Genomic DNA, 23,370 nt, shown 5'->3' on the forward strand with positions numbered 1-23,370 from the left:
CCAGTGAACAATACAGAGGTGAAAGCCCAGCTTTCCGAATACCGCCAGTCGATCGACAATATCGATGCCGCACTGGTTCACATTCTTGCCGAACGTTTCCGCTGTACCAAGGCGGTGGGCGTGCTGAAGGCAAAGTATAATTTGCCGCCGGCAGACCCGGCGCGCGAGGAATACCAGATTGAACGCCTTCGCCATCTGGCGAAGGATGCCAATCTGGATCCGGATTTCGCCGAGAAGTTCCTGAACTTCATCATCAAGGAAGTCATCCGGCATCATGAAGCAATCGCCGCCGAACATGGCGGCACCGAAAAGACCGCCTGAAAGGCGGACAAGCCATCCTAAGGAGTAAATAACATGGCACTGAAAATTCGTCTCGCACGCGGTGGTTCCAAGAAGCGCCCGTACTACCAGATCGTCGTTGCTGACGCCCGTTCGCCCCGCGACGGCCGTTTCCTCGAGAAGGTCGGTTCCTGGAACCCGATGCTTGCCAAGGACAATCCGCAGCGCATCGAGCTGAAGGCTGACCTCATCAAGGAATGGATCGCCAAGGGCGCACAGCCGACCGACCGCGTTCTGCGTTTCCTCGCAGAAGCCGGCCTTGCCGAGCGCGCCGCTCGCAGCAACCCGGAAAAGGCAAAGCCGGGCAAGCGCGCTCTGGAACGCGTTGCCGAAAAGAAGCAGAAGGCTGAAGATGCAGCCGCTGCTGCTGCGGAAGCCTCTGCCGCAGAATAATCTGCGCAGAATCTTTTGAAGAACGGGTGGCGTGGTTTTCCATGCCGCCCGTTTTTTGTTTATTTTGGCGTCAACAAACCTTAAAGCTGACGCAACCACCACCAGAAGACGGACGGCCCGATGGCAAAGCTGGAAAACCCGGTACTCATGGCAAAGATCGGCGGCGCGCAGGGCCTGCGCGGTGAGGTCCGTGTCAGCACCTATACGGCCGATCCGATGGCGCTCGGCGATTATGGTAATCTGGTCACCGCCGATGGCCGCATCTTCGAAATTCTTGAGGTGCGCGAGGGCAAGAACGTTGTCGTCGTTCGTTTCAGGGGCATCAACGACCGTAATGCGGCCGAAAGCCTGAACGGGCTGGAACTGTTCATCGACCGGGACAACCTTCCTGACGACGAGCTTGACGACGACGAGTTTTATTATGCCGATCTCGAAGGGCTGGAAGCCGTTGATGCCGAAGGCAAAAGCTATGGCGCCGTCAGCGCCGTCTACGATTTCGGTGCAGGTGATCTGCTGGAACTGAAAGGTGCGGGCCGTCGCCCTGCCCTCATACCCTTTTCGGAAGCAGCCGTGCTTGAAATCGATCTCGAAGGCGGCCGCATTCTCATCGACCCGATGGCCGCCGGACTGATCGACAATCCCGACGACAAAGACGAAACCGGCGCATCGCCTTTCGGCAAGAAATAAAGCAATGACTTTCAAGGCCACCGTTCTGACGCTCTACCCGGAAATGTTTCCGGGACATTTGGGATATTCGCTGGCGGGCAAGGCGCTGGAACGCGAACAATGGTCGCTTGAGGCCGTGCAGATTCGCGAATTCGCGACGGACAAGCACAGAAGCGTCGATGACACCCCGGCAGGCGGCGGTGCCGGCATGGTACTAAAACCCGACATTCTTGCTGCAGCCATCGACCATGTTTCGGATGGCGATACGCGACCGCGCCTGCTGATGAGCCCACGCGGCAAACCACTATCGCAGGACCGTGTGCGCGAACTGGCGGCGGGCGACGGTGCGATCATCGTCTGCGGCCGTTTCGAAGGCGTCGATCAGCGGGTCATAGAGGCGCGCGGGCTGGAGGAAGTGTCGATCGGCGACTACATCCTCTCAGGCGGCGAGCCGGCCGCACTGACGCTTCTGGACGCCATCGTCCGCGTCCTGCCGGGCGTCATGGGCAACGATCTTTCCGGTGTGCATGAAAGCTTCGAGGGCGGGCTGCTGGAACATCCGCATTATACCCGCCCGCAGGTATGGGAGGGCCGCGATATTCCCGCCGTCCTCACGTCAGGCAACCACGCCGCCATCAACAAATGGCGGCACGAACAGGCGCTGGCGCTGACGAAGGAAAGACGGCCAGACCTTCTTAAAAAGGCTCAGGCCGAGACGAAATAATAGGCCGTCAGCACCAGGCCGACCGCAATGACCAGCCAGCGAATGATCCATTGCGGCACGCGCCTTGCCGTGTGCACGCCCGCATAGCCGCCAAGTGCCGCCGCCGGGAACATGATGAGCGCCGCCCACCAGGATACGACGCCGCCGCTGACGAAGATCGTAATCGCGATGATGGCGATCACCACCGACAGCAGGTTCTTCAGCGCGTTCAGATGATGATAGCTGCCGCCCGAGGTGATCCCGAGGATGGCGAGCATCATGATACCCATGCCGGCACCGAAAAAACCGCCATAGATGGAGGCGAGCCCCTGAAAGACGAGGCTCGGAAGATTGCCGGGAGACCGCTCCGTACTGACCTTCGGACGCAGCCACGGGCCGGCGGCGAAAACGGCGGTGGCGGCAAGAAGCAGCCATGGAACCAGCTGGCGGAAGGAAGGATTGTCGAGCGACAGCAGAAGCAGCGAGCCGGCCAGCCCGCCGACGACGGAAACGGCTGACAGCAGGATCGCCTCGCGCCAATGCGCACGGATTTCCGGCCCATAGGCGATGACCGAGGTGATATAACCCGGAAACTGTACAATAGCCGAAGTGGCATTGGCAACGATGGGCGGCAGGCCGGCCAGCGTCATCGCCCCGAAGGTCAGGAAAGTGCCGCCGCCGGCAATGGCATTGACTACACCCGACAGAAAGCCGGTCGCAAACAGCATGAGAACGATGAATATGGACATGGCCCCTCCCAAGGTTTTCATGCCATATCCGGCAGAAAGCCGCTTCGCAACTGCAGGGACGCGGTGCGCAATTGATAAAATATTGTCATGAAAGGGATGACAAACGGCGCTGCCTCGTGTATGTGCCCGCGTGGAATTGGGGTTTACCCCTTTAACCGCAAGCAAAGAATGGCGAACCCGCTCCTGCCGCAAGGCATGATCCCAAGGCTTTGACCGAAGGACGAACCGTTGAGCGCTCTGGCTGTTTCAGAAGAAATCAGAGGTTAACATGACCAATATCATTCAGCAGCTGGAAGCCGAACAGGCCGCCAAGATCGAAGCAAAGCGCACCCTGCCCGAGTTTTCTCCGGGCGACACCCTGCGCGTCAACGTTCGCGTTACCGAAGGTAACCGTACCCGCGTTCAGGCTTACGAAGGCGTTTGCATCGCCCGTTCCGGCGGTGGCCTTTCCGAAAGCTTCACCGTTCGCAAGATCTCCTACGGCGAAGGCGTCGAGCGCGTATTCCCGATCTACTCCCCTCTGGTCGAAGGCGTTGAAATCGTTCGCCGCGGTAAGGTTCGCCGCGCGAAGCTCTACTACCTGCGCGACCGTCGCGGCAAGGCTGCCCGTATCGTTGAAAACACCGGTACGCGCGCCCGCAAGCTGAACGAATCCGAGCGCCAGGCAGCAGCCGAAGAAAAGGCACGTCTGGAAGCCGAAAAGGTAGCAGCAGCACAGGCTCTCGCCGCCGAGAAGGCAGCAGCCGAAGCCGCAGAAGCCAAGGCAGCAGAAGAAGCAGCAAAGGCTGCTGAAACCGCAGCCGAATAAGATTTCCATTTCGATGGATTAAAGAAAAGGCGGCCTTTGGGCCGCCTTTTTTGTGGTGTCTCGCTGCAAACCTAAAGCCGCAGACTGAGAATTGGCAAGCGGCCTGGAACTATGTTGCACGAGCGGTTTTATGCAGCTTGGAAAATCGAAAGAAAACTCGCCTTACTGCCCGCCTGCCGCGCGACCTTTCAGTCATTTCTCATGAAAGGATGCAGAAAGATTCCAATCAACTACAGATACTTACTTAATTTTTTCGTGTGGGTGTTTTAGCCCATCCTCGAATAGCATTGCCTAATTCCCTTTATTGTGCAATTTTCTTGCTGTTTTAGGTGTTATTATGTTTTTATTTAATTCTTTTTTAACAAGAAATAAGTCCGCTTTCCTGGCAGTTGGCCTCGCCAGCGCGTTGATGAACATCCTTAATCTTTCCGGCTCACTTTTCATGCTGGAAGTTTACGACCGCATTCTGCCCAGCAAGAGCATTCCCTCTCTTGTGGCGCTGGTCGTTCTGCTGATCGTTCTCTACGCGTTTCTCATGGGGTTCGACGCGCTGCGAGGCCGTATATTGGCGCGCATCTCGGACAATATGGACGACGCGCTCAATCAGAAGCTTTTCAGGGCGTCGATCAGCGCCCCGCTCCTTGCTTCCGGGAAGATCGATGGGCTGCAGATCGTCGGTGATCTCGATCAGATCCGCCAGTTTCTCTCAGGGCCGGGGCCTGCGGCCTTTTTCGATATTCCCTGGCTGCCCATCTATCTCCTGATCTGTTTTGCCCTGCATCCGTGGATCGGGTTCGCTGTGCTCGGCGGAGCCGTGGTTCTCATCGTGCTGACGCTTCTGACCAATTGGCTGACCGAAAGGGCGACAAAGCAGGCTTATACTGCGCGAGGGCAGAGAAACGTCCTCGTCGGCAGCAGTCAGCGCAACATTGAATCCATCAAGACCATGGGCATGATGGATGCAGTGACGTCCATGTGGGACGAGTTGCACTCCAGATATCGCTCCGTCACCCTGTCGACTTCAGATACGGCCGGCATGCTCGGCGCCATGTCGAGAACCTTCCGCCTGTTGCTGCAATCCGGCGTCATGGCCATCGGCGCCGTGCTTGTCATCGACGGCCATGCATCGGCGGGCAGCATCATCGCAGGTTCGATTCTCTCTGCGAAGGCGCTCGGTCCTGTCGAACATGCAATCGCGAACTGGCGCAGCTTCATGACCGCAAGACAGGGCTGGAAACGCGTCAACGAGTTCCTGGAGCTGGTGCCGGAACCCACACCGCCGCTCTCCCTGCCGCGCCCGCAATTTACCGTCGCAGTCGATCGTGTAACGGGTGGGCCGCCCAATGGCGCACGCGATACGGTCGCCGATATTTCCTTCACGCTGAACGCAGGCGACGGGCTCGGCATCATTGGCCCAAGCGCGTCCGGCAAGTCCACGCTGGCACGCCTGATGACCGGCATCTGGCCCTATGAACGTGGCTCCGTCCGCTTTGATGGGGCCGCACTCAACCAGTGGGATTTCGAGTTTCTCGGCAAATCCATCGGTTACATGCCCCAGCAGGTGGAACTGATGCCGGGGACGGTGGCGCAGAACATTGCGCGCTTCGACCGCAATGCGACTGCGGAAGCAATCGTCGCCGCAGCCAAGGCTGCGCAGGTGCATGAGCTGATCCTGAACCTGCCCAACGGTTACGATACCTATATTGGCGACCGCGGCGAGGCTTTGTCGGGCGGGCAGAAGCAGCGCATCGGCCTTGCCCGTGCCCTGTTTGGCGAACCCTTCTTCGTCCTTCTCGATGAGCCGAACTCCAATCTGGACAGTGAAGGCGAAGGAGCCCTGCGCAATGCGATTGGCGACATCAGGGCGCGCGGCGGCATCGTCGTCGTCATTGCCCATCGCCCCAGCGCCATCGAAAGCGTCAATCTGGTGATGGTGATGAGCAACGGCCGGATGCTGCGCTTTGGCACGAAGGAGGAGGTGCTCGCGCAAATCCTGCGGCAGAACATCCGCCAGGTGCCTGAGGAGGAAGAAACGCGCAAGATTGAAAACCGGGTGAGCGAAAATGGTTGAAGCGGAAAAACCCGGCATGACGAATGCGTCCATTCTCAGACATTCGACGGCAGTGGTCGTTCTCGCCCTTGGCCTTTTGGTCGGATTGGGCGGCTGGGCTGCTTTCGCAAAGCTTGCCGGTGCGGTGGTGGCCACGGGCCGGGTTGTCGTTGAAGGCAATTCAAAAAAAATCCAGCATCTTTCCGGCGGCATCGTCAGCGAGATCAATGTCGCCGAAGGTGACAGGGTAGAGGCCGGCCAGATCCTCCTGCGGCTGAGCGCCACCGTCGTTCAGGCGAACCTCTCCATCATCGAGAATACGCTTGCGCAGCTCTACTCGCGTCGGGCCCGTCTCCGTGCAGAGATTGCCGAAGCACCGTCTTTCACTGTAACGGAAGACCTGGCGGCGCTGACGAGTTCGAAGGCGGCCAAGACCTTCATCGACAGCGAACAGAACCTTTTTAATAGCCGTCGCAACGCGTTGGTCGGCATGAAAAAGCAGTTGGGAACGCGCAAGGACCAACTCGGTGACGAGGCGCGTGGCCTCGAGGTGCAGGTGGAGGCGACGGACAATGAGCTTGCCATTGTAAAGGACGATGTTTCCAAGACGGACGAGCTCTTCAAAAAAGGGCTCGTGACGCTCCAGCGCCTCAATCTCCTCAAACGCCAGCTGTCCAATCTCGAAGGCCAGCAGGGCCAATATATCGCCGCTCGTGCGCAAACGGTGGGCAAGCTGAGCGAACTGGATCTGCAACTGCTTCAGCTCGACGAAGACCGCAAATCGGAAGTCACGAAAGATCTGACATCAATCGAAGCGACCGTTGCGGAATATGAAGAACGGCTGGCGGCGACGCGCGACCAGCTGGATCGCCTCGACATCCGCTCGCCGATTGCCGGTCGCATCTACCAGCTTTCAGTGCACAATATAAATGGCGTCATTCAATCCGGCGAAGTGCTGATGCTGGTGGTGCCGGAGCGGGATGAGCTTGCGATCGAGGCCAATATAACCCCGCGAGACATCGATCAGATTTACGTCGGGCAACCGGTCACCGTTCGCTTTACGGCGTTCAACCAAAGCACGACGCCGGATTTGAGCGCGGAGGTTGCTGTCGTTGCCCCCGATCTGCAGACGGATTCCCGAACTGGCACATCTTATTACGCGTTGCGCATCAAACCCAACAAGGCCGGCATGACGCACCTACCTGGCGGGAAGTTATATCCTGGCATGCCGGCAGAAGTATTTATCCAGACCAGCGAGAGGAGTGTTCTTTCTTATTTCGTAAAACCATTCCAAGACAGGCTCAGAAAAACCTTCGTTCAGGAATGATTTATTTCAGAAAAAGCGGCTTTTAGAGAAAATTTCTCAATACACCAAATACGCGATTTTTCGAAAAAAACGTATTTCTTATATTGTATTATCGTTTTTTATGTATTAAATATTACCCGCAATAATTACTATTAATTTAATTTCAATTCATCAATTTCTCAAAGATTTATAGGAGTTTAAAATGGCGTTAAAAGTAACTTTCGGTAATGGCGGCGCCGCTTCGGTTTCCTCGCTTACCAGCCTGATCGACCAGGAAGCTTATAAGCTCCTCACGGAATCGACCGCTCAGGTCAAGAACGGTTCCTCGCTCGAATCCGGTAGCGTCAATGTCGGCGCTGTATCAGTTCCCGGCACCGGTGCAGGTGGTACGGTGGATGTCGGTTACGATGCCTCCTCGAACGGCTTCAAATTTGACGTATCGTCAGCATGGAATTCGGTAAAGAACGCTCTCGCCCAGTCCGACACCTCTGAAAACCTTATCTTCAAGGATTTCGTTCAGGTCGACGTTCATCTCGGCGGCACCGGTTCGTCCACCGTGGAAGTTCTCAATGCCAAGCGTGGCAACATCTCGACCGGCGCTGGCAATGACACGGTCACCGTCTCTGTCGTTTCGAATGAAAAGACCTGGGTAAACAATTTCAACATCGATACCGGGGCAGGCAACGACACGATCATCGTCAAGGCTGGCGCTGCATTTAACGACGCATCTGCGGCTGGCACGGGCGGTCTTGCCGCCAATACCGGTGCCGTGAATGGCGGTGCTGGCATCACCGACGGCAGCTTCACTTCCGTCAAGATCGATGCAGGTGCCGGTAACGATACGATCGATCTGAGCGGCGTGAAACTTGCGTCCTCACTGGTGACCGGCGGTAAGGGTATCGATCACATCATCGCAAGCGGTGGCGCCGATACCTTCGTCTTTAATCTCGGCGACATGGCCAAGAGCTTTGCGACTGATACCATCGAAGGCTTCAACGCCGCCGTGGACAAGCTCAAGCTGGTCGGCACGGTGATCGATAACTGGGCGGTATCGACGATCGATAACGACACCATCCTCAGCTACAACGTCACTGGCGAGCACAAGGGCGAAAAGATCGTTCTCTCCGGTGTTCACCTGACCGGTAGCGATTGGTTCACCGCGTAATTCTCTCGAAGAGAATTTCATTATTTGCCACTTAAAATGATCGTGGCCCGGAAACACCCGGGCCACGATTTTTTGCATGTGCGACGGTCGGCAATCGTGTCAGCTGTCGCTATCTTCCAAAGTCAGGCGGCCCTGACCTGATTGCCCATTCTGCGCGTTGCGATGATGACGAGCACCCCGGCAAGCGCCAGGCAGAAAGCAAGGAAGAACATCGGCGCAATGGTGCTGCCGGTCTGATCCTTGATCCAGGGCACCACATTCTGCGCCACGAAGCCGCCCAGATTGCCGACGGAATTGATCGCGGCGATACCGGCAGCCGCACCTGCTCCCTTGAGGAAGCGGCCGGGCAGGCTCCAGAACACCGGCTGGCCGGCAAAGATGCCTGCGGCGGCGATGCAGAGGAAAGCGAACTGCAGGACCGGATCACTGAGCAATGCCGACATCAACAGGCAAAACGCACCGATGAAGGCAGGGCCGACGATATAGGGCGTCTTGTTCTTGGCCTTGTCGGCCGCCAAAGGCACGACGAACAGTGCAACGGCGACGATCACCCAGGGGATGATGTTGATGAAGCCGTTAGCGGTGTTGGAAACGCCGAAGCTCTTCACGATCGTCGGAAGCCAGTAGCTGAGACCATAGGCGGCCAGCGGAAAGCCGACATAGCAAAGCGCCATAAACAGAACGCGCGGATTGACCAGCGCCTTGAAGCCGTCCTCCGCATGTTCTTCCATGCCCTTGTTTTCTTCGGCCAGCCGGTTCTTCAGCCAGGTTTTCTCATCCTGCGTCAGAAACTTCGCCTTTTCCGGGGTGTCGTCGAGATAAAAGAAGGTGGCGATACCGGCGATGACGGCCGGAATACCCGTGGCGAGGAACACCCATTCCCAACCGGCATAACCGAGGAAACCATCCAGATCGAGCAGCATGCCGCCAAGCGGTGCGCCGATGGCATTGGCAAGCGCGCTGAAGATCATGAACAAGCCGATCATGCGGCCACGATAATCGCGCGGGAACCAGAGCGTCATCAGGAACAAAACGCCGGGGAAGAAACCCGCCTCGCAGAGCCCGAGCAGGAAGCGCAGGATGTAGAACATCGTGGCGTTCTGCGTATAGGCAAGCGCGATGGTGACGGCGCCCCAGGAAACCAGAATGCGGGCGAACCATTTGCTGGCGCCGAAACGGTTGAGGAAAAGGTTGCTCGGCACCTCGAAGAGGAAATAGCCGATGAAGAACAGCGAAGCGCCAAGGCCGTAGGCATATTCGCTGAGGCTCAGCGCATCGACCATCTGCAGCTTGGCATAGCTGACATTCTGGCGGTCGATATAGGCGATGAGATAAAGAAGGCCAAGAAACGGCATCAGCCGCCAGGTGATCTTCGAGATAAGGGCTTTTTCGGATACCATATGCTTTTCCCTCCCTTCGATTGCTCGTCGAAATGCAAATGATAAGGGAACCCATCTATATGTGCATTGCAAAATACGCAAGTTGCACTGCATCATAACCACCGGCAACCACTACAAGGCAGGCCCATTGGGGGCTTGAGCCATGATGCAGCGCATATAGAAAATGCCGAACCGTCGCATTCAGGGCTGTACGCATTCATATTGCCGTAAAACCGGCAATCTGCTATGAACGCTGCCATGGGATCTAAATTCGGATGTCTCGCGCAGAATGTTTATGTGCTGCAGGACCACAAGCGTCTGCCAGCACGGTTCTTTGCGCGCGTTTCCGGGGCGCTCACCAGCCGACTTAGGCTCGCCTGACAGCAGCACGCTGTCCACCGCCTTACTGAACCCTCATTACCCTTTTATATGACAAGGCACAGAGCCATGAGCGCACCCCGCACCCTGTATGACAAAATCTGGGACGACCACGTCGTCAATCGTGATCCCGACGGAACCTGTCTTCTCTACATCGACCGTCACCTCGTCCATGAGGTGACGAGCCCGCAGGCCTTCGAAGGCCTGCGCATAGCCGGTCGCCCCGTGCATTCACCTGCCCGCACGCTGGCCGTCGTCGACCATAACGTTCCGACCACGGCCGACCGGCTGGAAGGTATCAAGAACGAGGAAAGCCGCATTCAGGTGGAAGCGCTCGCGCAGAACGCTAGGGATTTCGGCGTCGAATATTATTCCGAGCGCGACAAGCGCCAGGGCATCGTTCACATCGTCGGCCCCGAACAGGGTTTCACCCTCCCGGGCATGACGATCGTGTGCGGCGACAGTCATACCTCGACCCACGGCGCCTTTGGCGCATTGGCGCATGGCATCGGCACCTCGGAAGTGGAGCACGTTCTGGCGACCCAGACGCTGATCCAGAAAAAGGCCAAGAACATGCTGGTGCGTGTCGACGGCAAAATCCCGGATGGTGTTACCGCCAAGGACATCATCCTCGCCATTATCGGCGAGATCGGCACGGCTGGCGGCACCGGTCACGTGATCGAATTTGCCGGCGAGGCGATCCGTTCGCTCTCCATGGAAGGCCGCATGACGGTCTGCAACATGACCATCGAGGGCGGAGCCCGCGCAGGTCTTATTGCACCTGACGAAACCACCTTTGACTACATCAAAGACAAGCCGCGCTCGCCGAAGGGCGAAACGCTGGAACAGGCTATCGCCTATTGGAAAACGTTGAAGTCCGACGAAGGCGCACATTACGACAAGGTCGTGGTACTGAACGCGGCCAATCTGCCGCCGATCGTCTCCTGGGGCTCGTCGCCGGAAGACGTGACCTCCGTTGAAGGGATCGTTCCCAATCCGGATGATATCGAGGAAGAAAACAAGCGTACCTCCAAATGGCGTGCGCTGGAATACATGGGCCTGAAGCCCGGAACGCGCATCACCGATATCGCCATCGACCGCGTCTTCATCGGCTCCTGCACCAATGGCCGCATCGAAGATTTGCGCGCGGCGGCGAAAATCGTCGACGGCCGCAAGGTGGCCCCCACGGTCTCGGCAATGATCGTGCCCGGCTCCGGTCTTGTGAAGGAACAGGCGGAAAAGGAAGGTCTCGACAAGATTTTCCTCGAAGCCGGTTTCGAATGGCGCGAACCGGGATGTTCCATGTGCCTTGCCATGAATGACGACCGCCTGAAGCCCGGCGAACGCTGTGCCTCCACCTCGAACCGCAATTTCGAGGGCCGCCAGGGCTATAAGAGCCGCACCCACCTCGTCTCCCCTGCCATGGCAGCGGCGGCGGCGATCGCCGGTCATTTCGTCGACGTGCGCGAGTGGCAATAGGTTCCTGAGACCATCGTTTCAGGAAAGCCACCCGTCCCACACAGGGGCGGGTGGCTTTTTATTATGCCCCCTGCAAACGCCGTTGCGGCTGCGAGCCATGCAGAAACACAGCAAAAGTATCCCAGGGCGGCGTGATGGAGAGCTGGCTCAGAATACGCGCGACCTCCCCTCTGTGAATGCCGGCATGCAGGACCATATGCGAGATCATCTCGGCACGGGACATGTAACCCTTGTCCCCGTCGGTGAAGGTGAAGGCGACAAATTCGCCAAGCGATGCCGGTGATGTTTTCCCGATGTAATCGAGATACCAGCCATCCAGAGCAGCGACATCCTTCGCAAGATCATCCAGCTGCGGCGTTGCCTCGGTATTGTCGGAGAGAAAACCGTGCGCCGCTCCGGTGAGATGGCCCGAAAAAATCCTTGCGACCACGTAATAATGATTGATCAGCCGAATTGCCATGTGTCGCTCGGATGCGTTCTGGACGGGATCGAGTTGTTGCAGCTTCTCGAACAAGTCCCTGTTCGCCCATGCGTGATAGCCGAGCAGGCTCCTGAGCAAATCCCTCATGACAATATCCTTTACATCTGAAAAATGTGAGCACTATGTTTATATTTTCGTCATGGAGGATGCCTTGTCTACTCGCATTGCAAAGCGGAAAACCGAGATGCGCAAGGAGCCGCGTCAGGAGCGTTCCAGGGCCACGGTCGATGCCGTCATCCACGCGGCGGCTCGCATTTTAAGCGATCACGGCTGGGCGGGTTTTACCACGAACAGGGTCGCCGAAACGGCCGGGGTCAGCATCGGCTCGCTCTATCAATATTTCCCGGACAAGGTTTCGATCGTGGAAGCGGTGCGCCATCGTCACCTCGAGGACTGTCTCTCCATCATGAAGAGCATCGCGCAAAAGCGGCAATCGCTCGCCAAATTCGTGGAAGAACTCGTGACCGGCATGATCGGGGTCCACAGCATCCATCCCGGCCTTCACAAGGTCCTTCTGGATGATGCGCCGAGCCACCAAGGAACGAACGATCCCAACAGCGCTTTCGAACAGGAATATCTCGGTCTCTATGCGGCAGCGATCGCGGCACATATGACAGCCGGTTCAAAGGTCGAAAGCGGAACCGCAGCGCGGATCGTATCGGATGCCATTGACGGCATCATTCACAATGCCGCCCGCCGCGGAGAGCTGCAGTCGCCCAAAGTCAGGCGGGAAATGATCGCACTGGTTCACGCCTACCTGTCGCAGGCAACCGGCGAATAGGAGGCCGCAAGCTTATTCCGAAATGATCTTCACCCGTTGCCCGGGCTGGATTGTGGCGGTGGCGCTCATGGCGTTGATCATGCGGAACATGTCCAGCTTCCGGTCGGTTCCCATCATCCGCGCCGCCATCGTCGCCACGGTTTCACCGGGCTTCACCGTCACCACCCGCACCCTGAGCGGCTTCAGCGAGGCTATTTCCTGCGGCGTCATCTTGCGGAAGCTGGTGCGCAATGTGTTGGCGATGGAATCGAGCTGGGTATTGCCCTTCGGCACGGCCGTCAGGAAACGAAATATCTGCTGGCCAACGCGAATGACGGTCACGTCGAAATCCCATTTATCCGCGCTTGCCCGCGCCGTCGCAGCCTCCAGACCGTTGATCTGGGTTTCCTTGACGGTTTCCGGCAACAGGCCGGCAACCCAGCCGCTGGTCAGATAATTGGCAAGGCTTGTCTGTTTCGGATCGGCGACGCCGTCGAAGCGGATGGCCATATCGCCCGGCCCCGTCGCCAGAACGGCCTCAACCTTGTTGTCGATGACGAAACCTTCCGGCACATCGAAACGAATGCCGAGCGTTCCGTGCAGGAATGTCTGGCCCCGGACATACCCTTCCTGCGGGCTGTCGCCATAAAGCAGGCCGTCTATGCCGTCCAGAAACCACTCGCGACCACGATCCCCGACCTGGCCGTCCTGGCCGAAGGCGCGGGCATGACGGCGCGCAAGCTCGATACGCTGCGGCGTGTTGGGGTGGCTGGAAAGGAAGTCGAGGCTCTGGTCGTTTTCGGGATCGGCCGAGGAAAACCGCGCATAGGCCGCCATGGAATCCAGAAAACGCGGCGAGGCAAAGGGGTCATAACCGGCCTCGCCCAGCATCCGCACGCCGATCACGTCCGCCTGCAATTCCTGCTGACGCGAAAAGGCCGCGAGCCGCAGCTTGCCGCGCGCAAGCGCCTGCTTGCCGGCGAGATCGCTCGACAGAACCTCGGCAACCACGCGGCTGGCAATCACCTCCGCCTCTTCCCGGCGCTGGCGTTCAATGCCATGGTTGGCGGTGACATGGCCCATCTCATGCGAAAGCACGGCAGCCACTTCCGAAGCATCGTTGGCAAGCGCCAGAAGCCCACGCGTCACGTAAAGATATCCGCCCGGCAGCGCAAAGGCATTGATGGCCGGCGAGTTCAGGATGGTGATGCGGTAGGACTGTTGCGGATTTTCCGAAACCGCCGTCAGCGCGCCGGCGATGCGGGCGACGAGCCTTTCCGTCTTGGCGTCACGATATTCGCCGCCATAACTCGCCACGATGCGCGGATGCTCGCGCGCACCCATCTGGGCGCGAGGATCATTCTTCTGCACTTCTTCCACGGTCTGCGGATTATCCGAGGGACGCAAGGTGGACTGGTAGGCCGGGCTGAAGAGAGACTGGCACGACGACAGGAACACCGCAGACGCTGTCAGCACGGAACAGGCGGCAACCATCCTGCCCGAACGGCGAAGGCCTGAACGGGAGAAGAGCCTCCACTGTGCAGTCATGCTATTTCTCATTCTCTATGCCTGCCCCTAACGTTCCTGATCATCCGTTAATTGCAGACCAGAATAACAGATTCGCCCCAACGGGCGATGAATGCCAAAACGGTAAAAACGATCCATCAAGTCCGGAATATTCCTGAAGAACGCAATAATTCCCATCTTTTCTCGGGCAACAACTTGAAACTGGCAAGTGCAAATTAGCGCCATTGAAGTCATCTAAAGCGATTGCCAGCGGCACGCGTCGAAAATAAGGCGATCACCCGTTCAGAAAACTGTCGACCGCCTTCACATTTTGTGTGGCGAAGAAATCTGCGGTCGAACCGGTATAGACAACACGGCCGCGTTCAAGAAACACCACCCGCTGCGCCAGCTTCTTTATGTCTTCGGGATGGTGGGTGACAATAATCACCGTGTTTTTTGTTTCGGCGTGCAAGTCGAGAAGCAGGGAGGTCATGCCCGCCCGCAATCCCGGATCGAGTGCCGCGAAAGGTTCGTCGAGCAACATGACAGGTTTTTTCCTGACCAGCGCGCGCGCCAGCGCCGCCCTCTGTCTTTCTCCACCGGAAAGCGTGCCCGGCAAGCGTTTGTCGAAACCCGCAAGACCGACACGGACGAGGGCCATCTCAATCTCTTGCCGGTCTTCCACCCGCAATTTCAGCCCGGGGCTGACACCGAGAGCGACATTGGTGAAGATATCGAGATGGGCGAAAAGATTATTATCCTGAAAGATTGATGAGACCGGTCTTTCCGAAGGATCAAGCGCGGTCATGTCCTGCCCGCCGATCATCACGCGCCCGGAATCCGGTTCCTCGAAACCGGCGACGAGATTGAGAAGCGTGGATTTTCCCGAGCCGGATGCCCCGACAACGGCGGTTATCTGCCCCTTAGGGAACGAACAATCAAGTTCGAAATCCTGTGTTCCAAGCCGTAGCCTGACCTTGTCCAGTTCAACGGCAAAATCATCGCCTGTCATATGCTCGCCCTTGCTGATTGGGACTGCCGTGAAACGCCGCCTGCGGCAAGCAGCAGGCAGACGATGCCGAGAAGGAAGGCATAACCGGCGGCATCATTGGTGCGGTAGCTGCCCATATTGCTATAGACCAGCCACGGCAGGGTGACGAAATTTTCCGAGCCGAACAGGGCAACCGCGCCTAAATCGCCGAGCGACAGGGCCATGGCGAATGAAAACGCCATAGCCAGCGACCGCCACAGAACCGGCAGATCGGCAAACCGCAGCCGCGTGAGGCCCTGAAGCCCGAGACTGGCGGAAAGCCGGCCGGTGCGTGAAAAATGACTGGTGAAGGCCGGCTCCAGCACCCGCATGGCAAGCGGCAAAGCCATCAACACATTGATAAGCGCCACGAGAACGGGAGCATAGAAGCTGACATCACCGAAAACCCGCAATAACAGGAACCACCCGCTTCCCAACACGACAGGCGGCACCAAGAGCACCAACGAAGACCCCGCCCCAAGCATGGCGGAGAGCAAGCGCAGAGGCTGCCCCACCTGCCGTCTGGAGCCTACCGCCTGGCGCGCGCCGATGATCGCCATGCAGCAGAGCACGACAAGGGCTGCGGAAAGCGCGGCGATTGCAAGGCTGGTCGCCGCCGCGCGCAGAAAAATCGGCGCAGACAGAAGACGCGGCAGATCGGCACTCAAACCCGAGACAGCTATGGCGACAAGCGGCAGGCCGATCAGCAGAATAGCGAAGACAATGGCCGCCCCATCCCACAAACGGGCGCCGACGCCCTTGCCGTCGAAACGGCGAAGGGAACGACCAAGCGAAGGGATTTCCGCTTCGGGCGACGGCAAAAAGGCGAGAAGGCCGAGCAGAATTGCGGTGAGGGCAATCTGCAAAACCGAAAGCGCAATCGCCCGCTGCGGATCGAAATCGAACCGCAGCGCCTGATAGATCGCCACCTCCAGTGTCGTGGCTGCCGGCCCGCCGCCTAAAAGAAGCACGAGCGTGAAGCTGGTGGCGCACAACATGAAGATAAGCCCGGCAATGCCGGGAACGAGACGCGCGACCGCCGGCCATTCGATAAAACGGAAAACCGAGACCGGCCCCATGCCGAGGCTTGCCGCCATGCGCCAATATTCGCCTGGAATACGTTCAAGCCCGGCCAGCATCAGCCGGACCGAAAGCGGCAGATTGAAAAACACATGGGCGATAAGGATGCCGGAAAGGCCGTAAATGCTGAAAGGTTCATCCGCACCGGCAAAAACGAGGGCCGTATTCAAAACACCCTGCCTGCCCCAGATGGTGATGATGCCGAAGGCGCCAACGATGACAGGCAGACCCATCGGCACCGCCATCAGCCTGATGATCCAGATCCTTCCCGGAAACTCGCGTCGCCGGGAAAGCGCCAGCGCCACCGGCAGGCCAAGAACAATGGAAAGAAGGGGGGAAAGCGTTGCCTGATAAAGCGTGAAACGCAGGATGCGCAGCGTATAGGCATCCATGATACCGGCAGCAGACGCGCCCGCATCAAAAGACAGGAGGGCCGCAACGGCGAGCGCCATGAATAGGAAAACGGCGGCAAAAGCCGCCGTTCCGAAAATGATCGATCGCCGATAATCGCGACGCAGCATCATGTGCGGGCGTGCCTCTTCCTCAATTCATGCTCATGGCCGCGAGCCATTCATCGATCCACGCCTTGCGGTTCTTCGCCACCTCTTCCGGATCCATCAGGAAAGTCTTCTGCGGCACCACGAGTTTGGAAAAAGCCTCCGGCAAGGGATTGGACGTTGCCGCAACCGGCATCATCCAATTGTTTTCCGGAATGGCATCCTGAAAACCTGATGTCAGCGTGAAAGCGAGGAACTGCTTTGCCAGCTCCTTGTGCGGCGCGTTTTTGAGAAGGCCGGACACTTCGATCTGGATATAATGCCCTTCGGAAAAAGCCGCGGCCTGATAACGATCCGTTTTTTCGGCGACCATATGATAGGCGGGCGAGGTGGTGTAGGAGAGCACCATCGGCACCTCCCCCTTGGTGAAAAGGCCGTAGGATTCCGACCAGCCCGGCGTGACGGTGAGAATGCGCTTCCTGAGCTTTGCCCATGCTTCCGGGGCCTTGTCACCGTAGACCGATTTTACCCACAACAGCAGGCCGAGCCCCGGCGTGGAGGTGCGCGGGTCCTGAATGGCGATCTTCTGCGAGGGGTCGCCTTCCACCAGCTCTTTCAGGCTCGCCGGTGGGTTCTTCACCGTCTGCGTGTCATAGATGACGGCAAAATGCCCGTAGTCGTAAGGCACGAAAACATCGTCCCTGTAACCGCCCGGCACCTTGGCGGCCGACGCATCGACGCCGCTGACATCAAAAAGACCGGTCTGTTTCGCCTCGGCAACAAGATTGGTGTCGAGACCAACGACCACATCCGCCCTGGACCCTGCGCCTTCAAGCTTCAGACGGTTAAGAAGCGCCACACCATCCGCAACACCGACGAAATTGACCGTGCAACCGCAGACCTTCTCGAAAGCTTCTTTTACCTTGGGACCGGGACCCCATTCGGAAACGAAGCTCTCATAGGTATAGACTGTCAATTCTTGCTTGTCATGCGCGGCGGCAAGACCGGGCAGGAACAGCGAAGCGGCAACAAGGGAATTCAGGAAAAGACGACGGCGCACGGGTATCTCCTCAAAACAAAAAGGGAAATAGCCGCCTGCCTTGAAGCCGTCTAATCCCTCCGCCGGTATGAACCGGATCAGGTTCTTCGGGTTGGCAAGCCTCTCAGCCTTTTGCACGCAAGCGCAAAAGACACCCCGTTAGATCAAGATGATGGTGTAGTCCCGTCGTCACTGCTTGGCAAGATGGCCGCCGTCAGCCCTGCTCCGTCATATGCACCAGCTCCCAGACGTGCCCGTCGGGATCCTGAAAGCTGCCGGCATACATGAAGCCGTGATCCTGCACGGGTTTCCAATCACTGCCACCGGAGGCAAGCGCCGTTGCGATCATCCGGTCGATTTCGTCGCGGCTTCCCGCCGTGAGACACGTCAGAACCTCGGTGGTGCGCGTCGCATCGGCGATGTCGCCGTTGATGAAATCGCGGAAACGCCCTTCCTGAAGAAGCATCACGAAGATGTTTTCTTCCACGATCATGCAGAGCGTGCGGTCGTCAGAATATTCCGGATTGAAGCTGAAACCGAGAGCCGTGAAGAAGCTTCTTGATTTCTCGATATTCTTGACCGGCAGATTGACGAAAATCATGCGCATTTTCACAACTCCTCCAAACGAACCGGCATAGAACGGCAATTCCGCTTTTCTGTCAAAGACCGAAGGAGGGGGCGATCAAACGAGGGGCCTGCGGCCTTCAGCCTTCCAGTTCCTCGCGCAGCATCTCCAGCTCCAGCCATTCTTCTTCCATGGTCTCGAGCTTTTCACGCAGCTTCGTCATTTCCTTCGCCAGCGTGTTGAAAGTGGCCGGATCCTTGGTGAAGAGATTAGGATCAGCCATGCGCTCCTCGCGCTTGGCGATTTCGCCTTGCGCCTTTTCCATCTCCTTCGGAAGATTTTCGAGCGCGAATTTCTGCTTGAAGGAAAGCTTGCCCTTGGCCTTTGAAGGATCCTGCGACGCGGAGGCCGAAGGTGCGGCCTTCGCTTTTTCCTGCTTCTCAGCCTTGCGTTTTTCTTCCGCAGCACCCTTGCGCTGCGCCATCATGTCCGAATAGCCACCGGCATATTCGATCCATCGTCCATCCGGCTGGTCCGGATTGACCGGGGCGATGGTGGAGGTGACGGTGCGGTCAAGGAAATCGCGGTCGTGGCTGACGAGAATGACCGTGCCGGAAAATCCAGCGACGATTTCCTGCAAAAGATCGAGCGTTTCGATATCGAGATCGTTGGTCGGCTCATCGAGGATCAGAAGATTGGTCGGCCGCGCCAGGATGCGTGCCAGAATAAGGCGCGCGCGCTCGCCGCCGGAAAGGTTGCGGATCGGCGTACGGGCCTGTTCCGGCTGGAACAGGAAATCCTTCATATAGCCCGTCACATGCTTCAATTCGCCGTTGACCAGCAGGTTTTCGCCGCGACCATCGGTCAGATAATGCGCGAGCGTATCGTTGGGATTGAGATCCTCACGTTTCTGGTCGAGCGTCGCGATCTCCAGATTGGTGCCGAGCTTCACCATGCCGCTATCGGGCTCAAGCTGGCCGGTGAGCATCTTCAGAAGCGTGGTTTTACCGGCGCCATTGGGGCCGACGAAGCCGATGCAATCCCCGCGATGGACACGCAGCGAAAACGGCGCGACGATCACGCGCTCGCCGTAGGCCTTGGTGATGGCCTCGGCCTCGATGACCAGCTTGCCGGATTCGCGCCCTTCGGTGACGGTCGCCTGCACCGTGCCCTGCGGCCCCTTATGGCCGCGATATTCCGCGCGCATGGCCTGAAGCTCACCGACGCGGCGCATGTTGCGCTTGCGTCTCGCGGTCACGCCATAACGCATCCAGTGTTCTTCGCGTTCGATGGCCTTGCCGAGCTTGTGCTGCTCCAGCTCTTCCTCTTCCAGCACCTTGTCGCGCCATTCCTCGAAATGGGCAAAGCCGCGATTAAGACGGCGGGACTGGCCACGATCGAGCCAGACGGTCGAAGTCGAGACTTTTTCGAGAAAACGGCGGTCGTGCGAAATCAGCACCAGCGCGCTGCGCCTCTGCTGCAAATCGCTCTCAAGCCATTCGATGGTCGGCAGATCCAGATGGTTGGTGGGTTCGTCGAGCATCAGGATATCAGGTTCCGGCGCCATCACGCGGGCAAGGGCCGCACGTCGCGCCTCACCGCCGGAAAGGCTTGCCGGATGTTCCTGCCCCGTGAGGCCGAGATGCTCAAGAAGATAGGTGACGCGATAGGGATCGTCGCCGGGTCCGAGCCCAGCCTCGGCATAGGCCTGCACGGTGTCGTAACCGTTGAAATCCGGCGCCTGTTCCAGATAACGGATGGTCGCGGACGGATGCCGGAAAACCTCACCCGACTGCGCTTCAACGAGACCCGCAGCGATCTTCATCAGCGTCGACTTGCCCGAACCGTTGCGCCCGACAAGGCAGATGCGATCGCCCGGCTCTACCTGGAGATTGGCGCCATCGAGCAGCGGGGTCACGCCGAAGGTCAGCTTGATGTCATCGAGTTTCAAAATTGGGGGTGCCAAGGTGTCAGGCTCCGGTCAGATCATAAGGGCGGGCGAGCACGATGGCTTTTCCGCTTTTCAGCGAGAAATGCACGGGGCCGCCATTCGCGACATTGGAAATAGTGCGGGAGGAGCCGAAAGCAAGCGCGAAATCCTTCAGCGGATAACGCACATTGCCGATATCAAGCCCCGCAAGGGCGGTAAATCCGGCAACAGAAAACAGCGAAGCGGGCGGCAGATCGACATCCAGCAAACCGGGAAGCAGCGGCCGGGCCTCTTCTTCACCTGACGTCAGCGTAACGTCGATACCACGTTCGGCCAGCGCCACCGCGTAAAGAAGGTGCTGCAGCGCATGGTCGCTTCTCTCGCCTCCAAGCGCACCGACAAGCACCAGCGAATGCGCTCCACGGGAGAGAGCTTCCGATACCGCGATCTCGCCATCCGTCACCGCCTTTGCGGCCGGGTACGGCTGCCGCGCCACATCTGGCCAGGCGTCCAGCAACTCTTTGCTGGCGGAATCGAAATCCCCGACCCACAGCTCCGGCGCAAGGCCAAGCGGCCGGGCATGGCGCATGCCGCCATCGGCCGCAATCACACGGCTATCCGCGACCGCCTCTTTCAGACGATCGGTCACCGTGACATCGCCGCCAAGCAGAATGGTGAAACGCTCTTTATCCATGCCCTGCCTTACCGCACCTCGGCCAAAAATGGAAAGCCGAAACCCCGATGAAATCAGCCTATATTGATTTTCGCCGGCTTCGGGATTATGAAACGCCTCAGTGGTGATTTGCCGACCGGCTTGCAGCCACTTTAAAGAAGTCGCTAAAGGGTCGAGGAAAAAGGCAATTTCCTGGGACCGGTCGCGATTTCGCTGCCGGTTTTTTTGTTTTCGCAACGTTCTTTACGTGATCCGGAAAAGAGAGTTCGACATGCCGATCAAGATTCCCGATACGCTTCCCGCTTTTGAGACCCTCGTTCACGAGGGCGTGCGGGTCATGACCGAAACGGCTGCTATCCGGCAGGATATCCGCCCGCTCCAGATCGGGCTTCTCAACCTCATGCCGAACAAGATCAAGACGGAAATCCAGATGGCACGCCTCGTCGGCGCTTCGCCGCTGCAGGTGGAACTGTCGCTGGTGCGGATCGGCGGCCATCGCGCCAAGAACACGCCGGAAGAGCATCTCCTGTCCTTCTACGAGACGTGGGAGGAAGTGCGCCACCGCAAGTTTGACGGTTTCATCATTACCGGTGCCCCCGTGGAGACGCTGGCCTATGAAGACGTGACCTACTGGAACGAAATGCAGAAGATTTTCGAATGGACGCAGACCAATGTCCATTCGACGCTGAATGTCTGCTGGGGGGCGATGGCCGCCATCTATCATTTCCATGGCGTGCCGAAGCACGAACTGAAGGAAAAGGCTTTCGGGGTCTATCGTCACCGCAATCTTTGCCCCTCGTCGATCTACCTGAACGGCTTTTCGGATGATTTCCAGGTTCCTGTCTCGCGCTGGACTGAAGTACGCCGCGCCGATATCGAAAAACATCCGAGACTCGAAATCCTGATGGAGTCAGAGGAAATGGGCGTTTGTCTGGTGCATGAGAAGGAGGGCAACCGGCTCTATATGTTCAACCATGTCGAATATGATTCGACGTCGCTTTCGGACGAGTATTTCCGGGACGCGAATGCCGGCGTGCCCATCAAGCTGCCGCATGATTATTTTCCGCACAACGACCCGGAACTTGCCCCGCTCAACCGCTGGCGCAGCCATGCCCATCTGTTTTTCGGCAACTGGATCAACGAGATATACCAGACGACGCCCTATGATCTAGAAGCCATCGGGCAACTGGCCGCTTAAAGCGCGTCGCGTTTGGTCAAACGCATGCGACGCGCTTTCTTCTTTGTTTTAAGCATGTCTTTGTCCCAAAACCGCAGGACACTTTTGGGAGACATGCTTTGAATTGCGGGATTGCGAATTGCCGGAAAATGACGCAACGTCCGCCGGCAATTCATGGCAACCGGGAGAATGATGTTATGGGCGACGAGGCGGCACGGGAGAATTTCGGTTTCACGGCGACCGGCGAAAAAGTCGAACGCGTCACCATCTCGAAAGGCGGGCTGACGGCCAAGGTCATCACCTGGGGTGCCGTCATTCAGGATCTGCGTCTTGAGGGCCACCAGCCGCCGCTCGTGCTCGGCTTCGACAAGTTCGAGGATTACAAATATTCCTCCTATTTCGGCGCCACCCCCGGCCGCAACGCCAACCGTATCGGTGACGGCCGGTTCTCGATCGACGGGCACGAATACCAGCTGGAACTGAACGAAAAGGGCGTAACCCATCTGCATGGCGGCAGCGACGGCATGGGCAAACGCAACTGGATGCTGATGGAACATGGCGAAAGCCATGCGATTCTGCAGATAATCGATCCCGATGGCCGCGCCGGTTATCCCGGCAATTGCACGGTCACGGCCACCTATACGATCCTCGACGGCGGTGTGCTTTCGGTGGTCTATGAAACGGTGACCGACAAGCCGACCATCGCCAATGTCTGCCAGCATTCCTATTTCAATCTCGATGGGGCAGATACCGCACTTGGGCATGAGATCAGCATCGCTGCTGACTTCTACCTGCCCACCAACGACAAGCAGATACCGACGGGCGAAATCCGCTCCGTCGAAGGAACCGTGTTCGACCTTCGCCAGACAACACCGATGCGGCGCAAGGAGAATGGCGAGCAGGTCCTCTACGACCATAATTTCTGCCTTTCGCCCGAACGTCGCGCCAAGCGCAAGGTCGCCCGCGCCTATTCGCCGGCCTCCGATATCGCTCTTGAGGTTCACACCACCGAACCCGGTGTACAGCTTTATTCGGCCTTTAAACTGGACGTCCCGGTTCCCGGCCTCGATGGCCGTCACTACGGCCCCTTTGCGGGTTTCTGCCTGGAAACGCAGATTTGGCCAGACGCCGTCAATCACCCGGATTTTCCGCATGCAATCCTGCGGCCGGGCGAAACGCTGCGTCAGGAAACCGACTATATTTTCAAGAAAGGCTGA

At 58.1% G+C, this 23,370-nt stretch carries 22 protein-coding genes and 2 riboswitches; of the genes, 12 read left to right on the top strand and 10 right to left on the bottom strand.

Annotated features, from left to right (window positions below; genetic code table 11):
• The first annotated feature begins 3 nt into the window (after positions 1 to 3).
• The 4 genes from V6S97_RS22560 (at position 4) to trmD (ending at position 2,122) form a co-directional block, all read left to right on the top strand.
• Complete coding sequence (locus V6S97_RS22560) at positions 4 to 321, top strand: chorismate mutase (RefSeq protein WP_003505091.1); 318 nt, start codon at positions 4 to 6, stop codon at positions 319 to 321.
• Positions 322 to 354: 33 nt separating this feature from the next.
• Positions 355 to 732 carry a 30S ribosomal protein S16 gene (rpsP, locus tag V6S97_RS22565; RefSeq protein WP_003505093.1) on the top strand — a complete coding sequence of 126 codons (378 nt, stop codon included), beginning with the start codon at positions 355 to 357 and terminating at the stop codon, positions 730 to 732.
• A 120-nt stretch (positions 733 to 852) separates the two neighbouring features.
• A complete protein-coding gene (gene rimM / locus V6S97_RS22570; protein WP_003505095.1) occupies positions 853 to 1,419 on the top strand; it encodes a ribosome maturation factor RimM in 567 nt (188 codons plus the stop codon).
• Positions 1,420 to 1,423: 4 nt separating this feature from the next.
• The gene (trmD, locus tag V6S97_RS22575; protein WP_003505099.1) at positions 1,424 to 2,122 is read left to right on the top strand and encodes a tRNA (guanosine(37)-N1)-methyltransferase TrmD; all 699 of its coding nucleotides are present in this window, start codon (positions 1,424 to 1,426) and stop codon (positions 2,120 to 2,122) included.
• On the opposite strand, the gene V6S97_RS22580 is transcribed toward trmD, so the two are convergent.
• Positions 2,104 to 2,850 (bottom strand): sulfite exporter TauE/SafE family protein, encoded by a 747-nt coding sequence (locus tag V6S97_RS22580; protein WP_003505100.1) that lies wholly within the window; start codon positions 2,848 to 2,850, stop codon positions 2,104 to 2,106. The genes trmD and V6S97_RS22580 overlap by 19 nt on opposite strands.
• Positions 2,851 to 3,118: 268 nt before the next feature.
• Here V6S97_RS22580 and rplS point away from each other — a divergent pair, with 268 nt between their 5' ends.
• From rplS to V6S97_RS22600, 4 genes are all read left to right on the top strand, one after another.
• On the top strand, positions 3,119 to 3,658 hold the full coding sequence (rplS, locus tag V6S97_RS22585) for a 50S ribosomal protein L19 (protein WP_003505101.1): 540 nt from the start codon (positions 3,119 to 3,121) through the stop codon (positions 3,656 to 3,658).
• 337 nt (positions 3,659 to 3,995) lie between these two features.
• Positions 3,996 to 5,729 (top strand): type I secretion system permease/ATPase, encoded by a 1,734-nt coding sequence (locus V6S97_RS22590; protein WP_080866478.1) that lies wholly within the window; start codon positions 3,996 to 3,998, stop codon positions 5,727 to 5,729.
• Positions 5,722 to 7,035 carry an HlyD family type I secretion periplasmic adaptor subunit gene (locus V6S97_RS22595; protein WP_060725366.1) on the top strand — a complete coding sequence of 438 codons (1,314 nt, stop codon included), beginning with the start codon at positions 5,722 to 5,724 and terminating at the stop codon, positions 7,033 to 7,035. Before V6S97_RS22590 ends, V6S97_RS22595 begins: the two co-directional genes overlap by 8 nt.
• A gap of 181 nt (positions 7,036 to 7,216) precedes the next feature.
• A complete protein-coding gene (locus V6S97_RS22600; RefSeq protein ID WP_087745143.1) occupies positions 7,217 to 8,179 on the top strand; it encodes a rhizobiocin in 963 nt (320 codons plus the stop codon).
• A 122-nt stretch (positions 8,180 to 8,301) separates the two neighbouring features.
• On the opposite strand, the gene V6S97_RS22605 is transcribed toward V6S97_RS22600, so the two are convergent.
• Positions 8,302 to 9,579, bottom strand: coding sequence for an MFS transporter (locus V6S97_RS22605; protein ID WP_020809770.1), 1,278 nt, complete (start codon positions 9,577 to 9,579; stop codon positions 8,302 to 8,304).
• 426 nt (positions 9,580 to 10,005) lie between these two features.
• Between V6S97_RS22605 and leuC the strand changes: the two genes are divergently transcribed.
• A complete protein-coding gene (gene leuC / locus V6S97_RS22610) occupies positions 10,006 to 11,415 on the top strand; it encodes a 3-isopropylmalate dehydratase large subunit (protein WP_003505108.1) in 1,410 nt (469 codons plus the stop codon).
• Between the two features lie 61 nt (positions 11,416 to 11,476).
• On the opposite strand, the gene V6S97_RS22615 is transcribed toward leuC, so the two are convergent.
• Entirely contained in the window at positions 11,477 to 11,983 is a 507-nt protein-coding gene (locus V6S97_RS22615) for a DinB family protein (protein WP_087745148.1), read from the bottom strand.
• Between the two features lie 97 nt (positions 11,984 to 12,080).
• Between V6S97_RS22615 and V6S97_RS22620 the strand changes: the two genes are divergently transcribed.
• Entirely contained in the window at positions 12,081 to 12,677 is a 597-nt protein-coding gene (locus V6S97_RS22620; protein ID WP_334427773.1) for a TetR/AcrR family transcriptional regulator, read from the top strand.
• 12 nt (positions 12,678 to 12,689) lie between these two features.
• On the opposite strand, the gene V6S97_RS22625 is transcribed toward V6S97_RS22620, so the two are convergent.
• The 7 genes from V6S97_RS22625 to V6S97_RS22655 all read right to left on the bottom strand — a co-directional run bounded on the left by V6S97_RS22625 (position 12,690) and on the right by V6S97_RS22655 (position 20,997).
• Positions 12,690 to 14,150 carry a M48 family metalloprotease gene (locus V6S97_RS22625; RefSeq protein WP_035212849.1) on the bottom strand — a complete coding sequence of 487 codons (1,461 nt, stop codon included), beginning with the start codon at positions 14,148 to 14,150 and terminating at the stop codon, positions 12,690 to 12,692.
• 307 nt (positions 14,151 to 14,457) lie between these two features.
• Positions 14,458 to 15,174, bottom strand: a complete 717-nt coding sequence (locus V6S97_RS22630; protein WP_003505116.1) for a thiamine ABC transporter ATP-binding protein — start codon at positions 15,172 to 15,174, stop codon at positions 14,458 to 14,460.
• A complete protein-coding gene (thiP, locus tag V6S97_RS22635) occupies positions 15,171 to 16,796 on the bottom strand; it encodes a thiamine/thiamine pyrophosphate ABC transporter permease ThiP (protein WP_334427770.1) in 1,626 nt (541 codons plus the stop codon). The genes V6S97_RS22630 and thiP overlap by 4 nt, the downstream gene beginning before the upstream one ends.
• A 19-nt stretch (positions 16,797 to 16,815) precedes the next feature.
• On the bottom strand, positions 16,816 to 17,829 hold the full coding sequence (thiB, locus tag V6S97_RS22640) for a thiamine ABC transporter substrate binding subunit (protein WP_060725360.1): 1,014 nt from the start codon (positions 17,827 to 17,829) through the stop codon (positions 16,816 to 16,818).
• Between the two features lie 37 nt (positions 17,830 to 17,866).
• Positions 17,867 to 17,977, bottom strand: a riboswitch (TPP riboswitch).
• 45 nt (positions 17,978 to 18,022) lie between these two features.
• On the bottom strand, positions 18,023 to 18,415 hold the full coding sequence (locus V6S97_RS22645; RefSeq protein WP_003505120.1) for a VOC family protein: 393 nt from the start codon (positions 18,413 to 18,415) through the stop codon (positions 18,023 to 18,025).
• A gap of 97 nt (positions 18,416 to 18,512) precedes the next feature.
• The gene (locus tag V6S97_RS22650; RefSeq protein ID WP_060725359.1) at positions 18,513 to 20,339 is read right to left on the bottom strand and encodes an ABC-F family ATP-binding cassette domain-containing protein; all 1,827 of its coding nucleotides are present in this window, start codon (positions 20,337 to 20,339) and stop codon (positions 18,513 to 18,515) included.
• A 4-nt stretch (positions 20,340 to 20,343) separates the two neighbouring features.
• Entirely contained in the window at positions 20,344 to 20,997 is a 654-nt protein-coding gene (locus V6S97_RS22655) for a thiamine diphosphokinase (protein WP_003505123.1), read from the bottom strand.
• A gap of 90 nt (positions 20,998 to 21,087) precedes the next feature.
• Positions 21,088 to 21,164, top strand: a riboswitch (SAM riboswitch).
• Between the two features lie 83 nt (positions 21,165 to 21,247).
• Between V6S97_RS22655 and metA the strand changes: the two genes are divergently transcribed.
• Positions 21,248 to 22,174, top strand: a complete 927-nt coding sequence (gene metA / locus V6S97_RS22660) for a homoserine O-acetyltransferase MetA (RefSeq protein WP_003505125.1) — start codon at positions 21,248 to 21,250, stop codon at positions 22,172 to 22,174.
• Positions 22,175 to 22,350: 176 nt separating this feature from the next.
• Complete coding sequence (locus V6S97_RS22665) at positions 22,351 to 23,370, top strand: aldose epimerase family protein (protein ID WP_080866479.1); 1,020 nt, start codon at positions 22,351 to 22,353, stop codon at positions 23,368 to 23,370.

The sequence above is a fragment of the Agrobacterium sp. CCNWLW155 genome (assembly GCF_036888815.1).
GTDB classification, from domain to species: domain Bacteria; phylum Pseudomonadota; class Alphaproteobacteria; order Rhizobiales; family Rhizobiaceae; genus Agrobacterium; species Agrobacterium radiobacter.

Excerpts from the sequence above, each read along its gene's own strand:
- rpsP (WP_003505093.1), top strand. The coding sequence starts at position 355 with ATGGCACTGAAAATTCGTCTCGCACGCGGTGGTTCCAAGAAGCGCCCG.
- rimM (WP_003505095.1), top strand. The coding sequence starts at position 853 with ATGGCAAAGCTGGAAAACCCGGTACTCATGGCAAAGATCGGCGGCGCG.
- trmD (WP_003505099.1), top strand. The coding sequence starts at position 1,424 with ATGACTTTCAAGGCCACCGTTCTGACGCTCTACCCGGAAATGTTTCCG.
- V6S97_RS22580 (WP_003505100.1), bottom strand. The coding sequence starts at position 2,850 with ATGTCCATATTCATCGTTCTCATGCTGTTTGCGACCGGCTTTCTGTCG.
- rplS (WP_003505101.1), top strand. The coding sequence starts at position 3,119 with ATGACCAATATCATTCAGCAGCTGGAAGCCGAACAGGCCGCCAAGATC.
- V6S97_RS22590 (WP_080866478.1), top strand. The coding sequence starts at position 3,996 with ATGTTTTTATTTAATTCTTTTTTAACAAGAAATAAGTCCGCTTTCCTG.
- V6S97_RS22595 (WP_060725366.1), top strand. The coding sequence starts at position 5,722 with ATGGTTGAAGCGGAAAAACCCGGCATGACGAATGCGTCCATTCTCAGA.
- V6S97_RS22600 (WP_087745143.1), top strand. The coding sequence starts at position 7,217 with ATGGCGTTAAAAGTAACTTTCGGTAATGGCGGCGCCGCTTCGGTTTCC.
- V6S97_RS22605 (WP_020809770.1), bottom strand. The coding sequence starts at position 9,579 with ATGGTATCCGAAAAAGCCCTTATCTCGAAGATCACCTGGCGGCTGATG.
- leuC (WP_003505108.1), top strand. The coding sequence starts at position 10,006 with ATGAGCGCACCCCGCACCCTGTATGACAAAATCTGGGACGACCACGTC.
- V6S97_RS22615 (WP_087745148.1), bottom strand. The coding sequence starts at position 11,983 with ATGAGGGATTTGCTCAGGAGCCTGCTCGGCTATCACGCATGGGCGAAC.
- V6S97_RS22620 (WP_334427773.1), top strand. The coding sequence starts at position 12,081 with ATGCGCAAGGAGCCGCGTCAGGAGCGTTCCAGGGCCACGGTCGATGCC.
- V6S97_RS22625 (WP_035212849.1), bottom strand. The coding sequence starts at position 14,150 with ATGGTTGCCGCCTGTTCCGTGCTGACAGCGTCTGCGGTGTTCCTGTCG.
- V6S97_RS22630 (WP_003505116.1), bottom strand. The coding sequence starts at position 15,174 with ATGACAGGCGATGATTTTGCCGTTGAACTGGACAAGGTCAGGCTACGG.
- thiP (WP_334427770.1), bottom strand. The coding sequence starts at position 16,796 with ATGATGCTGCGTCGCGATTATCGGCGATCGATCATTTTCGGAACGGCG.
- V6S97_RS22645 (WP_003505120.1), bottom strand. The coding sequence starts at position 18,415 with ATGCGCATGATTTTCGTCAATCTGCCGGTCAAGAATATCGAGAAATCA.
- V6S97_RS22655 (WP_003505123.1), bottom strand. The coding sequence starts at position 20,997 with ATGGATAAAGAGCGTTTCACCATTCTGCTTGGCGGCGATGTCACGGTG.
- metA (WP_003505125.1), top strand. The coding sequence starts at position 21,248 with ATGCCGATCAAGATTCCCGATACGCTTCCCGCTTTTGAGACCCTCGTT.
- V6S97_RS22665 (WP_080866479.1), top strand. The coding sequence starts at position 22,351 with ATGGGCGACGAGGCGGCACGGGAGAATTTCGGTTTCACGGCGACCGGC.